The organism is Chryseobacterium cucumeris (genome assembly GCF_016775705.1).
In the GTDB taxonomy this organism is placed as follows: domain Bacteria; phylum Bacteroidota; class Bacteroidia; order Flavobacteriales; family Weeksellaceae; genus Chryseobacterium; species Chryseobacterium cupriresistens.
The window spans coordinates 4,170,045-4,185,733 of sequence record NZ_CP068760.1 but is presented as its reverse complement, the minus strand read 5'-3'; the positions used below and the strand labels follow the sequence as shown (position 1 = coordinate 4,185,733).

Annotated in this window: 10 protein-coding genes; 1 reads left to right on the top strand and 9 read right to left on the bottom strand. The window is 39.0% G+C overall.

Annotation, left to right across the window (positions count from 1 at the left end; translation table 11 throughout):
* Nucleotides 1–24: 24 nt before the first annotated feature.
* Complete coding sequence (locus tag JNG87_RS18685; protein ID WP_202840303.1) at nucleotides 25–1,515, top strand: PLP-dependent aminotransferase family protein; 1,491 nt, start codon at nucleotides 25–27, stop codon at nucleotides 1,513–1,515.
* Between the two features lie 447 nt (nucleotides 1,516–1,962).
* On the opposite strand, the gene JNG87_RS18680 is transcribed toward JNG87_RS18685, so the two are convergent.
* Genes JNG87_RS18680 through JNG87_RS18640 form a run of 9 tightly spaced genes read right to left on the bottom strand, consistent with a single transcriptional unit; the run spans nucleotide 1,963 to nucleotide 15,654 of the window.
* Nucleotides 1,963–3,150, bottom strand: coding sequence for a PepSY-associated TM helix domain-containing protein (locus tag JNG87_RS18680; RefSeq protein WP_202840301.1), 1,188 nt, complete (start codon nucleotides 3,148–3,150; stop codon nucleotides 1,963–1,965).
* 2 nt (nucleotides 3,151–3,152) lie between these two features.
* The gene (locus JNG87_RS18675) at nucleotides 3,153–5,594 is read right to left on the bottom strand and encodes a TonB-dependent receptor (protein WP_202840299.1); all 2,442 of its coding nucleotides are present in this window, start codon (nucleotides 5,592–5,594) and stop codon (nucleotides 3,153–3,155) included.
* Nucleotides 5,581–6,969: an AMP-binding protein gene (locus JNG87_RS18670; RefSeq protein WP_202840297.1), complete on the bottom strand. Its 1,389-nt coding sequence runs from the start codon at nucleotides 6,967–6,969 to the stop codon at nucleotides 5,581–5,583. Before JNG87_RS18670 ends, JNG87_RS18675 begins: the two co-directional genes overlap by 14 nt.
* A gap of 4 nt (nucleotides 6,970–6,973) precedes the next feature.
* Complete coding sequence (locus JNG87_RS18665; RefSeq protein ID WP_002979498.1) at nucleotides 6,974–7,219, bottom strand: acyl carrier protein; 246 nt, start codon at nucleotides 7,217–7,219, stop codon at nucleotides 6,974–6,976.
* Between the two features lies 1 nt (nucleotide 7,220).
* Nucleotides 7,221–8,624, bottom strand: a complete 1,404-nt coding sequence (locus tag JNG87_RS18660; protein WP_120231123.1) for an MATE family efflux transporter — start codon at nucleotides 8,622–8,624, stop codon at nucleotides 7,221–7,223.
* Nucleotides 8,621–10,432 (bottom strand): IucA/IucC family protein, encoded by a 1,812-nt coding sequence (locus JNG87_RS18655; RefSeq protein WP_202840295.1) that lies wholly within the window; start codon nucleotides 10,430–10,432, stop codon nucleotides 8,621–8,623. The genes JNG87_RS18660 and JNG87_RS18655 overlap by 4 nt, the downstream gene beginning before the upstream one ends.
* A gap of 6 nt (nucleotides 10,433–10,438) precedes the next feature.
* Complete coding sequence (locus JNG87_RS18650) at nucleotides 10,439–11,755, bottom strand: lysine N(6)-hydroxylase/L-ornithine N(5)-oxygenase family protein (RefSeq protein ID WP_202840293.1); 1,317 nt, start codon at nucleotides 11,753–11,755, stop codon at nucleotides 10,439–10,441.
* The gene (locus tag JNG87_RS18645) at nucleotides 11,748–14,156 is read right to left on the bottom strand and encodes a GNAT family N-acetyltransferase (protein WP_202840291.1); all 2,409 of its coding nucleotides are present in this window, start codon (nucleotides 14,154–14,156) and stop codon (nucleotides 11,748–11,750) included. Before JNG87_RS18645 ends, JNG87_RS18650 begins: the two co-directional genes overlap by 8 nt.
* A complete protein-coding gene (locus JNG87_RS18640; protein WP_202840290.1) occupies nucleotides 14,128–15,654 on the bottom strand; it encodes a pyridoxal phosphate-dependent decarboxylase family protein in 1,527 nt (508 codons plus the stop codon). Before JNG87_RS18640 ends, JNG87_RS18645 begins: the two co-directional genes overlap by 29 nt.
* Nucleotides 15,655–15,689 lie beyond the last annotated feature (35 nt).

The following is a 15,689-nucleotide window of genomic DNA, read 5'->3' as shown; positions in this document are numbered from 1 at the left end:
TTGTATGGTGCCAGTTTTGATATTATGGATAGTCCGGTTAAAATTCCTTACGAAAGTTTTATAAAAATTGATAGAAAATCAGAAACATCTATTTATCTGCAGGTCGCTAATCAGCTGATCAATGCGATTCAGCGGGGATTTTTGCCTTTCGGAACCAAGCTTCCGGGGACAAGAACTTTCAGTGAAATGCTGGAAATCCATAGAAATACAGCGGTTGCAGTGTATGATGAACTTTCTGCGCAGGGCTGGACGGAGAGTTTTCCCAACAAAGGAACTTTTGTGATTGGAAAAGATCAGGAAAAACCTGTTAAGTTGAATGATTTTAAGCAAAATAACCTTCAGAACTACCCTGTTTCGACTGGTTTTTCATTCAAAACATCCAATATTTTAGATAATCCTTTTGAGCATTCCAATTGTGAATATGTCTTTAATGACGGGGTACCGGATATCCGCTTAACGCAAATCGGACAGCATTCACGGTTTTACAGTTCTATCCTGAAACGCAAATCCAGCCAGAAAGCTTTTGGACATTATAATCATGACGGAAGTGAATTTTTTAAAGAACATTTATCCCAATACCTTAATCTTTCCCGCGGACTTCCTATTTCTAAGAATAATCTCCTTATTACCAGAAGCACGGAAATGAGTATTTATATTGTTTCCGAGATTCTTCTTTCCAAAGGTGATACCGTATTAGTAGGAGCTTTAAGCTATTTTTCCGTTAATATGATCTTTATGAAAGCTGGGGTTGATATTGTTTCAATTCCGATTGATCAAGAAGGAATTATCGTAGAAAGCGTTCGCGAAGCTTGTAAAAAGCAGAAAATCCGGATGCTTTATCTGACACCGCACCACCACTATCCTACTACCGTTGCTTTGAGTGCACAGAGAAGATTTGAATTATTGGAATTAGCGAATGAATACGGATTTATTATCCTGGAAGACGACTATGATTATGAATTTCATTATGATAAAAGCCCCATTCTTCCTTTAGCCAGTGCGGATACGAACGGAATGGTGATCTATATCGGCTCTTTTGGAAAGTCTTTGGCTCCGGGATTCAGGACAGGATTTATTGTTGCTCCAGAGAATCTGATGACAGAGATGCGTAAATATCTGGGGATCATCGACCGTCAGGGAGATATTCTGATGGAAAGGGCATTAGGAGAAATGATTGCAGAGGGAGAAATCAACCGTTATCTGAAAAAATCTTTAAAGGTATATCAGGAAAGACGCGATTATTTTTCTTTGTTGTTAGAAGAGAATTTGGGTGATTTTATCTCTTTTCAAAAACCTTCCGGAGGGCTGGCCATATGGCTGGAATGGAATATCCCATTGAATCTGATGCAGCTGAGCCGGAATTGTGCAAGGGATAATCTTTTTATTCCTAAAACACTGTTGTATCAGAATAAAGTTCTTACAGCAATGCGTCTGGGATTTGGAGATCTTAATTTTGAAGAGATGAATAAAGGGATTGAGGTGTTTTCAAAAAATGTGAAGGGATTGATTGGGTGATTAAATCTCTCGCAGATTTAGGAGATTTTGCAGATTTTTCATAGATACCAATAAAGTTTGTGAAAAAATACATCATATTTCCTGCTGAAAATCTAATATTGAGCGAAGTCGAAATATTCTTGCGTCTTAAAAATGTATTAATATTAAAAAACTTGCGCCTTTGCGACTTTCCAAAAAAAAGATTATTTTATTTTTGAACGCGAAGGCGCAAATAATGACCAAAACAATGTGTTTTAAGGCGCGAGGATTTTATCTGCGATAAAATTGATACTGGATATTCTTGCTTTGAATAGTAAAAGTGAAGAGGCTACGTAAAGTGTCATTCTGAACGAAATGAAATGTAGTGAAGAATCTCTTAGTTAAATTATAATGAGATTCTTCCTTCGTCAGAATGACAAAGCCACAAAAACCACGTCATTTGACTTTTGAGATAACCTCTTCTCTTTATTAATGATGAGTAGGAAAAACTACTTTGTTCTTCTTATGTTTTGGTTTCTTCTTTTTCTTATTCAAATAGATAATAAAACCGGTAATCGGGAGTGATAGTGAGATAATTGCTGCCAGAAAATAGATAATTCTGGTGGTCAGTCCCAGGATACTTCCGGTGTGAAGATCATAATTTCTTTCTCTTAATGCGGTTCCATATCCTATATTTTTGTTTTTATACGATTGAGATTTTAAAACTTCTCCTGAATATTGATCAAAATTAAAATGTTCATTTCTGTATTGTCTTCCGTCATACGTCAGCTCAGCATAGTAGGTTCCTTCTTCCGATCTTGGAAAGTTGACAAGTACAGATTTTTTGTCTTTCAATCCTTTTTCCATAGTATTTCCAATCAGATTGAGAATATTTTCCCGGTTTGAAAATTCTTCGGAAGGAATTGTACTCTTAGCTTTCTTTTCTGTGGGCGTATTTCTGTTCAATGTGTTCTTTACACATTTATCTACATCTTCAAAGCTCCATATCAATGCAGAATAAGAGATTAAAAGTAAAGGAATAATGGCATAGAATCCCAAAACATTATGAGCGTCATAATTAATCCTTTTCCAATTGGCCGATATTTTAATGAAAAACATTCCTTTCAGCATGGCTTTACTCATTTTTCGGGGATACCATATCACAAGCCCCGATAAAAGAATGACAGCAAATATCAATGTGGAATAACCGGTAATCGTTTTCCCAATTTTCTCACCCAATAGAAGTCTTCGGTGAAGATCCAGTACAATTTCAAAGAAATCCTTTTTGGCGTCTTCCACTTCCTGTATTTTTCCGGTATAAGGATCTACATAGATCCGGTAATAATAAAGATAAGTTCCCCAATACGTCCATGCTTCGTCATCCATTTTTAAGGTACGGAATACATACGTTCGTAAGGGATCAGAAGGCATAACAACTCTTTTGACCTTTAAACCTTCGGGAAGTGCTTTTTCTGCTTTTTCCGTAAGTTCAGACAGTGAAAGTTTTTTTCTTCCGATATTTTCAACGTAATATCTGTTGGGGTGAACAATATGTTTTAATTCTTCTTCAAAAGCCAGGATACATCCTGTAGCGGCCATGATAACAACTATAAGCCCGGACGTTAGTCCGAGCCATAGATGTAACTGATAGGCAATTTTTCTGAATTTCAGCTTCATTCTTAAAATTTAAAGCTTACCTCAGCAACAAAATTACGAGGCATCTGAGCGACTACCACTCCCTGCCCTGCAAAATATTGTGCATTCCCCAGGTTGTTCATTTTAAACCCTAATCTGTATCTTTCTTTTTCAAGAGAAATGGAAGCATTCACTAAAGTATAGGCAGGAAATACAAATTGTCTGGTAACCACTTTATTTCCGGTAATCTGTTTTCCAACACGATTTACCCCGAAACCAATTCCTAGTCCCTGAAGTCCTTTGATCGGAAGAATATAACTGATCCATGAATTGAATACATTGGCAGGACCTGCAGATTCCGGACGGCGCCCATCTACAGCGGGATCAGCCTTTTCATATCTGCTGTGATTGTAGCTATATCCGGCCATGATATTTAATCCCTGAACAGGGTTCATGATGGTTTCGATTTCAATCCCTTTGCTTCTTTGCTTTCCATCCTGAACAACAATATTGTATTCTTTTCCGTCACGGATCACTCCGGTTCCTCTCTGGATATTATCAACAAGGATATCATAGTATCCAACCGTGAAATTCACTTTATTCCTCCAAAGATTTCCCTTGATTCCTACTTCCCACTGATTCGCCATCTGAGGTTTCATCTCACCGCTAATTTCCGGAAGCTGCTGGGCAACAGGGGCTGTATAGCTGAAACCATTCATATAGTTACCATAGGCAGATAACTGGTCTTTAACGATCTGATATACAATTCCTACTTTTGGAGACCATGCAGTCTGACTGAAATCACCGGTACGTTTGTTATCATTCAGATTAAGCTGTCCTTTACTTTCGTAATGATCCATACGCAAGCTTAAAAGCGTAATCAAACGGTCCGTAATATAAGTGACGTTTGAAATATAGGCTCCATAAAGGTTTGATGCGGAATTATTTCTCACTAAAGGTGTTTTGCCTGCCTGAATGGCTGCCTGTGTAAATGCCTGGATTTTTTGAAGGGCAAGATCTTTAGAAATATTCGGGTATCCCTCTAAGTTTTGTCCGTTGACATTATCAAAGACTACAATTGGAGAATGGTTATTATTGATTGTCTGATTCAGATAATCCAATCCGATCAATACTTTATTTTTAATTTTCCCGATATTAAATTGTCCATTGAAATTCTGCTGAACACTTGTAGAAGAAGCTTCAGAGTTCTGCCACTGTACATTACGTTCCAGCAGGGCATCACTGGTTGTCCCTCTGATAAACTGGTATTGATATAATCCTTCCGTTTTTCTGAAGTTTCTTGAAAGTAAGGTTTGCGAAGTCCATTGATCTGAAATTTTGTAATTAGCCTCTGCTTTTACGTTAATAGATGGCGCTTTTAAGGTCATATCATTGTTGGAATATGATCTTTTCCAGTCAAAGCCTAGTTCATCAGGATTATGGGCAAAATATTGCCTTGTTCTCGGAAGGAAAATAATCGGAGTATTTGTTCCTTCATAATTGTAAATCTGAGCTCCCAGGTTAAATTTCAATCTTTCATTAACCTGGTAGCTTACAGTTGGGGCTACAAAGAATGATTTTCTGAATTCGGAATCTCTGAAACCATTCTGATACTGATAGGCTGCATTCAAACGAAATAACATATTTCTGGATTCTGTAATCGGGCCGTAAACATCAGCGGTAACACGGTTCAGATTGTAGCTTCCCATCAGATAAGAAGCTTCTCCTCCGAAATAATCTTTCGGTTTTTTGGTTACTGCGTTAATCAAACCTCCAAAGGAAGTTACAGAACCTCCATACAACGTTCCTGAAGGTCCTTTGATGACTTCAAGACGTTCAATATCGGAAGGATCAATCTCACCATTGGTATTGGCTGGTACACCATCTACCATCGATACTTTGGTAGGAAAACCTCTGAGGCTGTAGTAAAAACTTCCGTCTCCGGAACCTCTTCCCGGGCTTCCCTGCATTTTTACCATACCCGGAACATTTTTCAATACTTCCGAAATATCGTAAGTAAGCTGTTCTTTCATGATCTGCTGGTTGATGCTTGTATAAGCCTGTGGATTTTCAAGAACTTTCAAAGGCATTTTGGCCACTGAAGTACTGTCTTTATCCAGAAATTTATTTCTGCTTACTGCATATACGGTAATTCCCTCAATTACATTATTGTTTAACGGGGCATAGATTGCAGGGATTTCATAGACATCTTTCTGGATGTGGATGGATTCCCTCATCAGTTCAATGTCATTTAAAACCACCTGAAGGGTATATTCTCCAGGTGGCACATTTTCAAAGTAATATTCTCCTAAATTATTGGTTTTTGCCTGATAAGATGTGTTGACAAGTCTTAAAACAGCATTTTTTACCGGTGCTTTTTCAGACAGCATGATTTTGCCATGAACTCTGTCGCCCTGCTGTGCAGAAAGCGAATTGGAAGATAAAGCAAGACCAAGAAGTAATATAAGGGTTTTAGATGTTTTCATGCTGTAATTTTTGTAACAGGGGATAGTTTATTTTACCGTTTTGTGATAAAGGGAATGATTCTATACGTTCTGTGCGTACATATTGTGGATTAATACGCAGTTTATTTTTAATGGTTTCGGTGATGATCTGAGGATCTATTTCCGGATTGTCATACAATACCACAATTTTTTTATCATTGGCATTCAGACATACGAAAGTATTGCCCTGCATTTCATTTTTAAGGATAAATTCTACCTCATCCAGATTAAGACGTATTCCGAAAAGCTTCATGATACGTTTTATTCTTCCTGTGATATAATACATCCCGTTTTCACCTTTTCTGGCGGTATCTCCGGTATGCAGTACAGAAGGCTGCTCGTACGTTGTCAAATCGTCCAGCTTATTGGCGTAGCCTCCGAAAATACTGACATGAGAAAACAGCAATTCATCCGTTTCAGGATCAATTTTGAAGCTTCCTCTTTCCACCACATTTCCGATTGATGTTTCTTCTTCCAGCAATCCTTCTGTGGTAAGGTAAGCCATTCTTCCGCCTGCTTCTGTCTGTCCGTATTGTGCAAAGAATTCTTTTTTAAATTCATGACAATAAGAGAAAATAGTTTTTCTCAATTCCGCGTTAATCACACCTCCGGTGTGGGTAAAATATCTGAGACTTGGAGAATCTTTTCTGAAAAATCCTATTCTGTTCAGGTTTTCATAAAGAAAGGGAACTCCGCCTAAAGTACTGTAGCCGTACTTCTCCATTTCGTCCCAGAATGCTTTCTGCATAATGTCTTTATCCGTACAGACAATTCTTCCGGCACGCATACAGTTGGTCGTGAAAATAGAGAATCCGTATACAAAGTTGATCGGTACGTTTAAAGGAACTACATCAGTTCCCTGAATCGGCATGTACTGAAGGATGCTCAATGCGTTCTGATAAAGACTTTCATCAGATAATTTAACCAGCTTCGGTACACCTGTAGTTCCTGAAGTACTCAATAGGATTTTGATGTCAGGGTGAATGATAATCTCAGCTTTATAATCATCCTTTGCGAAGATGCTGATGTTGTCTGAGAATGCTTTCAGAGTATATCCTTCAATAGCTTCTCTTTGTGGGTCAAAGATGTATTTCGGACGGTATTCTGCCTCAATACGTTCTTTGAATTCTTCATGCAGTTTCTGTCCCAGTACCGCAATCGTGTGCGCTGTTCCGTAAAAATTGAAAAGCACCTCAATGCTTGGCAGCTGATTGTCATTGTATAAAAAGAGCAGCCCTTTTTCTACGGGGTTTAAGCCTAAAGACCGGTACAGTGTTCCCACCGGTATTGTTGTACCGGTGGAAGCATCTGTAAACGCCAGGTTCTTATTGGCAATTACATTTTCTAAAATTTTCATAGGCTTAGTTTTCTACGAATACATCGTATTTTTTCATTTTTTCACGAATCTTTCCGACGGTTCCCATCTCCAGAATATCGTTAAAATCAAATTTGATCTGATAAAACTGTTCAAGGGCTTCTACGATCAGAAGATGAGACATAGAATCCCATTCCGGGATTTCCTGATACGTAAGTTTTTCATCTACCAGTTCTTTTTTTATAGCGATGGCAGAGGCGATAATTTCATAAAATTCTTCTGTAGTGTTCATTTTAAATTTTTATAGTTTTCCATTTTCCATTTTTAAAAATCATCAGGAATAGCACAGCTAAAACAATCTCCGAAGAAACGATAGCGGTAAATATTCCTCTCAGTTCCCAATGAAGTCTTACCCCTAAGAGATAAGCCATAGGAAGCTGTATCACATAAAACATGACGATATACAGCAGGGTAACCTGCATGATATTTCCGGCTGCATTCAAGGCACGGCTGATTACCATGGTGAATCCTAACAGCAGATAAGCCATTGATACCACGTGGATGTACTGCACCGCATATCCTGCAACTTCAGGTTCTGTAGTGAAAAATTTCACCACATATTCCGCTGCAATCTGCCAGAATAGAGCTACGATCACCAGATACGTCATGTTGATCGTTCCGGCTCTCCAAACTGTTTTTTCAGCACGTTCCGGCTCTCCGGCACCCAGATTCTGACCAGTAAGCACTCCGGCAGCATTTCCTATTCCCCAGGCAGGCATCGTGGCTACCGAAGCAATACGCTGGGCAATAATATATCCTGCAAGGGCTGTAGTTCCGAAAGTGGAGATGATCTTCACCATAATCAGCCAGCTGGATGTTGGGATGATATACTGAACCAATCCTCCAAAGGCGAGTTTCAGAATCTTCTGCAGCAATGGAATATCAAGCTGTAAAGGAACTCTGATACTGATGCTGGTTTTTCCTGTGGCAAATACAAAAGCCTGGTATAAAACGCCTAAAAGCCTTGATAAAACTGTAGCATATGCCAATCCCATCAATCCGAAAGCAGGAATAAATCCTAATCCGAAAACAAGGATCACTGCAATAATGATATTCGAAATATGACAGATCCAAAGTGATTTCATGGCAATATCAGCATCACCAGCCCCTCTGAAAAGTCCATTCACAGACAAGCGGAGAATCACAAGCCCGATACTCAGGAAGACCAGTCTCGAGAAAGAAACTCCTTCGGTTACCGTACTGGCATTGATTCCCAGAAAATCAACAATTTCTGATGCAAAAAAGCAGGAAACCCCACCAATAAGCACTGCAAAAAACAGAGCCAGCAAGATGATGTATTGGGCTGTTCTTCCCATTCCTTCTTTATCTTTTTCGCCCGCTCTTCTGGCGGTAAGGGTTGCTGCTGCAATTCCCAAACCTACTGCTATGGCATAGGCAAAGTTGATGTAGTTATCGGTTATTCCCACAAGCCCAAGGACCTTGTCGCCTAATTTTGCGATAATCAATAGATTGACACTCACAAAGACAGACTCCATCACAAGCTCCATCACCATGGGAATGGCAAGGCTAAAGATGGAACGGTTGATACTTCCGGAAGTCAGTTCAACTTTCTTTCCGGCTATGGCTCCATACGTAAAAACCGCTCCTTCTTTTAGTATATGCAGGAATTTCCTCATACTGCTGCTACTGAGTTTTTATTGGCAATCTGATACAGCGGGTTAGGCAATGCTCCGTCTTTTCTCGGAATGGCAAATGCCTTGTTTTCACTGTAACCGTTATTTTTCAGACGCAGACTGTTGATATAGAATCTTTTGAATGCCGGAACATACAGGTCATACTTTTCGTATCGTTCCTGAAGGTGGGTATTCTCAGCTTTATAATTTTCTACACAGTTGTGAACCAGTTCCCAGAACGTCTCGTCATTAAAGTTGGAATACGTATGTAAAGCATTCGACAGGTATCTGAAGAAGGCATCAAAAACTCCAAGCAAAATAAACAATGGGATATTTTCTTTATTGGAAGACTGGATCAAACCGTCTGCAAGATGTGCAGGAAGCTTTTCTCTGGCCTCTGTAGTAAGTACAATATCATCCACAAAGTCTTTGATGACAATTCTCTTCGGAACTCCATTTTTCAAAACAACCATAATATTTTCCCCATGAGGCGTTACACATAATGAATGCGTGTAATAAATGTGTAATAATGGGGTAAGATAAGCATCAAGATAGCTTTCAATCCATTCTTTAATGCTCAAACCTGCTTTTTCTGCAAAGGCCTGAACCAATGGAACTCCATTTTCATCTACATAAAGCAGAGAAGCCATGGTTACCATTTGCTCATCTTCTTTCAGATAATTTTCAGCACTTTCTCTCCATAATGCGCCAAGGAATTCATTATATTGGTAAGGTACGCTGGCAATAGCTCCATATTGTGGATGCAGATAGGTGATTGCTGCCTCTTCTCCTAAGAAAATAGTTTCTTTATTCTCCAGATAAGCATCATCTTTAATCAAGCCTTTTACCCAGTCTGTAATAGCAGGAGCAATTTTCATCTGCTTGGGTGATAATCCTCTGATATTCCCTGTGCTCAGAATAGAAACCGCCGTTTTAAGGTATCTCTTTTTAGGATGATCTATATTGAATAAAGTACGGATACTCTGCTGCGGACTGTAGGTGTCACTACCCTCACCCAATTGTATTAAAAGTCCGGAAGCAATATCTCCCGCAAAATGTATCTGAAGCTTATGCTCCCACTGCCATGGATGTACAGGGATAAAGTGATAATCTTCAACAACTTTTCTTTTGCTCAATAGCTGCTGCTGAAAATCATTGTATAAATCCTCTCCTATTTCTGAACGGTAAAACTCATCTCTGTCAATATGTTCCAAAGACTGGAATGATGATCTGCTTTTATGAGAAGCCAGCCAGATTACTTTTAAATTTTCATCGGCTTCAGGGGCAAATGTTTTAAGATCTCTTGGAGAAAAACCTAATCGGCTTTTGTTCACAATTACCCAAGGATGTCCGGTCATATTATGCTCTACCGTCTGATAATCCGCATCTGCAAGATCTTTTGAAGACATCACTCCTCTTGATAAGATTAAAGCATCACAATACAGCGTATGCAGTAATTCTTCCGTGTATCTTGCAATGGTATAAGGGTCTAAGTCAAAAACAGACTGCATTTCCAGGAAGAAAGCCGCTACATCTACAGAAGACAAATCTTCCCCGTTTTCTGTTTTTGTAATGCTGTCTTTATCAATATGCCAGTAATCCATCATTCTTTCTTGTCCGCGGAAGCTGTATGAAATATTTTCAAATCCTGTTTCGAGCTTGAAAACTGTATATCCGTCCTGATCTTCAAAGGTCACGACAGGTTTCAGAAGCTCTTCGTGCATCAGTTCTGAGATGGTTTTGGCCATTAGGTTTCTGTTGGCCTGATTCCAGTTTTCCTGGCTTATTGTATTTTTTAAGTTGGTGTTCATTTTTAATTAAATTTTGGCAGTTGGTAAGTCAGCATATTTTTCGACATCAAAATCCTGGAAAGCAATTTTCTTTTCAATTTTATAATGCTCTCTTCCCAGAATATCATTGATGATGTAGGAATTACGGTACGCAGCCATTCCCAGATCGGTAGAAATATAGCTGTGGGTATGAACTTCGGCATGAAGAACATAAATTTCGCCCCCGTTATGGTCTATTGAATAATTCCTGTTGACATCAAACAATCCACTGGAATCTCTCTTAATTCTATCCTGAATATTCTTTATGAATGCAGGCTCGTTATAACAGTATCCTGTTCCCAGAATCAGATAATCTGCTTCCTGATCATAAGGTACTTCCTGTTCCAGTTGGGTAAACTCAAGATTGATAAAATCCGGATTGCTGTTGTCTACTCTGTTCAGCTGGCTGTTAGGAATAATTGTAAGATTAGGATCCGCATTATCGATATTCAGATCATAGATGAAATCGTAGATATCATTGATCAGATCGTAATTGATTCCTTTAAACTGAGCCTGCTGTTTGCTTAAAATAGTTTTCCTTGCAGATTCACTTCTGTTGTAGAAATAATCTACGTAGTCAGGTGAAGTAAGTTCCAGTGTCAGTTTAGAATATTCCATAGGGAAAAATCTGTCCGGACGGGAATACCAACCCAAATGTGTTTCTTCGTTCCTGTTTTGAAGCAGGTCATAAAAAACTTCTGCAGAACTCTGGCCAGAACCGATAATTGCTATTTTTTTACCACGAGACAAAAGCTCTTCTTTTCTGTACAGATAAGAACTGGTGTGAATAACACGGGAATCATCCTTCGGAATGAAAGAAGGAATATGAGGTTGTGTTCCTGTTCCTAAAATCAGTCTTTCTGTTTTGAAAACCGTAGTTTCTTTGGTTTTGGTGTGAATAGTCGTTACATGATATAAACCTTCTTCATAAGTAATATCCACTACCTGAGTAGAGAAACGGCATTGTGGAAGCTGTTCAATTACCCATTGACAATAACGGTTGTATTCTTTCCTCGGAATGAAAAAGTCTTCTCTGATAAAAAATTTATACAGTCTTCCGGTTTCTTTCAGGTAATTCAAAAGGCTTAAAGGATTTGTTGGATCGGCCATGGATACGCAGTCGCATAAAAATGGAGTCTGCAGGGTTACATGGTCGATCATCAGTCCCGGATGCCAGTCGAAACCATCTCTCTGGTCCAGGAAAAGGGTTTTCAGTTCCGAAATCGGATTGGATAATGCGGCAAGTCCCAGATTGAAAGGGCCAATCCCTATGCCTATTACATTGTATACGGCTTCGTTAGTCATTTTTTGTGATGTTTGTGGTGATTTGTACCTCTTTATTCTGGGGGAATTTTTCCCAGTACCATTCTCTGTAACAGAAGTTCAGATTGGCTTTTTTATGAGGCATTTCAATTACTTTTTCTACTTTGAAACCTACGTGGGCCTTGTTCATCATAGAAGCAAGAGAGTCTACAGATCCTTCGCCAACCATTTTTCCTACCTGTGGCTGTGCAAAAACATAATCCACCATAGATTGTGTGGATGGAGAAACGAATTTTTTCTTTGGATCAGTCGGTGCAATAAACTGGTGCGTTCCGTAATCTGTTGGCAATACTTCATAATAATCGCCTACGATATCTCTGCAAGCCCAATACACCTCGATATTGCATGAAGGTTCATCGTTTCCTGCGATGATGTAACTGTGGGCTTCATCACTTGGAAGCATCAGTCTGTAATAGGTTTCCAGCTCATCAATAGGCCAGTTCATCTGCCAGATTTTTACGGCATGTTCACGGTTGAACCATTCATGAAGCATTTCAAGGTCATTTTCAAGATCTATAGGACGCATACTCATAGTAACATCCTCTTTCTGGAAATACCTTTTGAAGAAAACCTCTGTTCCCTGCGGATTGATTAACTGATCCGAAAAGAAATGTTTGTGAAGAAGGTTCGGAACTTTAGCATAAGAAATTGAAGAAGCATTCACGCCTCCGTCTACATCAGCAACCGCCGACTGAAGGTTTGATTTTACGGCCCAATATCTTTGATTCAAAGCATAATCCGTTAAAGATGAAGGTTCACTGTCATGAAGATTTTCAAATTCCCTGTACAGAATATGGATTAATCTTCTTTCTTTCACCAATCCCGTCTTACCTATTGAAGCAATCAGTGCGCTCAGGTTACTTACCAGAAGATGGTGAGAAATAATATCCAGAAGACGCTCATCCCTGATGAAAAGGTCTTCCACTTCAGGATAATCTTTGATCAAAGATTCATATTGTCCTTTGAAACTTTCTTTGATTAAATAACCTTGTCCATCTCTCACATAAATAGATTGAGGAAGCAATTGATTATCCAATTGTACAAGCAGATTCTGCTGATGAACTTCCGGCGCCATGCCTAATTGATTGTACAATCTGTTCAAAGGAGAAAGCAATAGATTTACATACTTTTCAAACCAGATTATAGCTGCTTTTTCTGCATCTACACCCAATTGATTCGCAACATTCTTAAAGAAATGCGCCGTAAAATTGAATCCATCTGTAGATTCATCCTGACAAAGCCTTGCCAATAGAATCACTTTATCTTCATTGGAAAAAGGATTTTCACGGAGCAGTATATTCAGACTGTCCATATTCTTCCCTTCATAATGAACGCTTAATGTGGAAGGCTCCAGCAATAGTTTAAAATTCGGAAAGTCATTTTCAAATGAGGCTTTTTCCTGCTGCCACCAGATAGCGGAAGCATATCCTCTGTTGAGATCTTTTAAACTATTGGCTCTCACGGAGCCTGTCATTAAAACATGCAGAGAGAATTTCAACATCCAGCTGAAATCCGGATTGTATACCGTTCTTATGGAGGATGTTGCATAAAAATCCTCACCTAGTGGTCCGATATGAATGATCTTACCGGAACCCAGCATTTCAGGGTATTCTGCTGTTGATAAAAGATATTGTGCCTCCCATGGATGGCATGGAACGATGTAAAAATCATTGATGTTTTCAAAATCGTAGCTTTCTGGCAGTGAAGTCCATTTTTCAAAGATTTCTTTTGCAGAAATTCCTGGAAGTGACTTTTCCGTGATGCAGTCTTTATGAATCAGGAAATAGTCCAGCTGGAATCCTTTTCCGAATTCAGGGCCGTATAACAACTGTTCTTCCTCAGAAAATCCCATTCTTGATTTGGTGAAAGGATGCAGATTGTGGCCTGCGGGAAGCATTTGCTCAGATTCAAGGAAAGAATACGTTAAAAGCTGATCATCCTGAAGACAGGCTTCTGTTGTCAGTTCCAGATTTCTTAAGCTGCTTTGAATTCTTTCCACAAAGTTTCTGAAACCCGTTTCATTTGTAGTTTCAGAAAGTTCTTTGTAAACCAGTTCAGTAAGCTTTTGATCATTCACTTCAAAAACTTCCTGGTTTTGATGATCTACCGCCCACAAAACAGATCCGTATTCATGAAAAAGAGTTTCGGAACGATAGGAAACCGGAGCAAATAAAAACAGTCCGCTTTTTTTCATTTCAAATCTCATAAACAATGAATAATCACTGTTCTGAAGAGCCTTTGCTGTAAGAAGATCATATTTCGGAACGCCCTGATAGAATTTTCCGTTTCCCAGTTCTCTCAGCATTCCGTTCAACAGAATTCTGAAAGTAATTTCCCGGGCTTTTTCTCCCGTTTTATTTTTCTGAATTAAAGTCTTTCCCATGCTTTTTGATTGTGGTGAGTATTTGATGAATGTCTTCCGTAGTCGTAATCGGGTTCAGGAACGTGAATTTCAGATAGAAATTACCGTCAACCTTTGTACTGGCTACAAGGATTTCTCCGCTGTAGAACAATTTCATCTTGATGTATTGATTCAAGGCATTCAGATCACTGATTTCCGGATTTACATACCTGAAAACAAGAACACTCAAGTCGGAATCTGAAAGGAGTTCAAAATCAGCATCTTCAGAGATCATCGCTGCAGCATCTTTGGTAAGATCGATCACGGTATCTGTATATTCTGCCAATTGTTCTTTCCCCATCATTCTTAGGGTAAACCAAAGTTTTAACGCATCAAATCTTCTGGTACTTTGCGTAATGGATTTATTGATCTGTGCCGGAATTTCTTCTTCATCCATTTCTTTCGGATTCAGATAATCGGCGTGGTGCTTAAGAATCAACAGTTCTTTTTTGTTTTTAACAATAAAAGCACTGCTGCTGATCGGCTGGAAGAATGACTTGTGGTAATCAATCGTTACAGAGTCGGCTCTTTCAATACCATTAATCAGGTCACGGTATTTCTCACTTAATAGTAAGGCACATCCATATGCTGCATCTACGTGCATCCAGATGTTATAGTGTTCTGCAATATTGGCAATATCATCCAGTGGATCAATGTTTCCAAAGTCTGTAGTTCCGGCTGTCGCTACAATTCCGATAGGAATATTTCCTAATTGCTCTTCCCTCTTAATGTATTTCTTTAAAAGAGAAATATCCATACGGAAACGTTCATCGGTCGGAACTTTAACAATACTTTTCTCACCCAATCCCATAATGGATGCATTTTTCAGATTGCTGAAGTGAGATTTATCGGAAACGAATATTCTGAAACGGCTTGCCTCCGCTGGCAGACCATCCATTTTAATATTGTGATTGTATCTTTTCTGAGAAAAGCAGTCACGCATCATGACCAATCCCATCAGATTACTCTGTGAGCCTCCTGCGGTGAAAACGCCATCGCTTTCATTGGTATTGTATCCGATCTGACCCGCAGTCCAGTCGATCAGTTTTCTTTCCATAAAGGTTCCTCCCGCGCTCTGATCATAAGTATCCTGAGAAGAATTGATAGCACTTACAAGGATTTCTCCTGCCAATGCCGGGATTACTACCGGGCAGTTAAGATGAGCTACATATTGTGGGAGGTGAAAAGCGGTGGCATGTTTCACATAGATTTCATCTACTTCTGCCAGAAGCTCATTATAGTTGGATAATTTTTGATTTAGATCAATCTGTTGTACCATTCCTTTCATTGTTCTGGCTTCTATACCGCTGAAAGGTTTGTTGTTTCTGTGAAGAAATTCCTGAACCAGGTCCAAAGTACTGTTGACAGCATTACGATAATGATCATAATTGTCAGGATGAAAAATATTCCCAAAATTCCCCGAAATGTGGGGTGAAGTTGTACTTGCGTGCTCTTCAAGGGATATTAAATTGTTGTTCATAAAAGTTTTGTAATGTGATTTTTTTAATCTTTGAA

What these genes read in the sequence shown, in the direction of transcription:
- JNG87_RS18685 (WP_202840303.1), top strand. Translation starts at nt 25, where the DNA reads ATGGATAGTCCGGTTAAAATTCCTTACGAAAGTTTTATAAAAATTGAT.
- JNG87_RS18680 (WP_202840301.1), bottom strand. Translation starts at nt 3,150, where the DNA reads ATGAAGCTGAAATTCAGAAAAATTGCCTATCAGTTACATCTATGGCTC.
- JNG87_RS18675 (WP_202840299.1), bottom strand. Translation starts at nt 5,594, where the DNA reads ATGAAAACATCTAAAACCCTTATATTACTTCTTGGTCTTGCTTTATCT.
- JNG87_RS18670 (WP_202840297.1), bottom strand. Translation starts at nt 6,969, where the DNA reads ATGAAAATTTTAGAAAATGTAATTGCCAATAAGAACCTGGCGTTTACA.
- JNG87_RS18665 (WP_002979498.1), bottom strand. Translation starts at nt 7,219, where the DNA reads ATGAACACTACAGAAGAATTTTATGAAATTATCGCCTCTGCCATCGCT.
- JNG87_RS18660 (WP_120231123.1), bottom strand. Translation starts at nt 8,624, where the DNA reads ATGAGGAAATTCCTGCATATACTAAAAGAAGGAGCGGTTTTTACGTAT.
- JNG87_RS18655 (WP_202840295.1), bottom strand. Translation starts at nt 10,432, where the DNA reads ATGAACACCAACTTAAAAAATACAATAAGCCAGGAAAACTGGAATCAG.
- JNG87_RS18650 (WP_202840293.1), bottom strand. Translation starts at nt 11,755, where the DNA reads ATGACTAACGAAGCCGTATACAATGTAATAGGCATAGGGATTGGCCCT.
- JNG87_RS18645 (WP_202840291.1), bottom strand. Translation starts at nt 14,156, where the DNA reads ATGGGAAAGACTTTAATTCAGAAAAATAAAACGGGAGAAAAAGCCCGG.
- JNG87_RS18640 (WP_202840290.1), bottom strand. Translation starts at nt 15,654, where the DNA reads ATGAACAACAATTTAATATCCCTTGAAGAGCACGCAAGTACAACTTCA.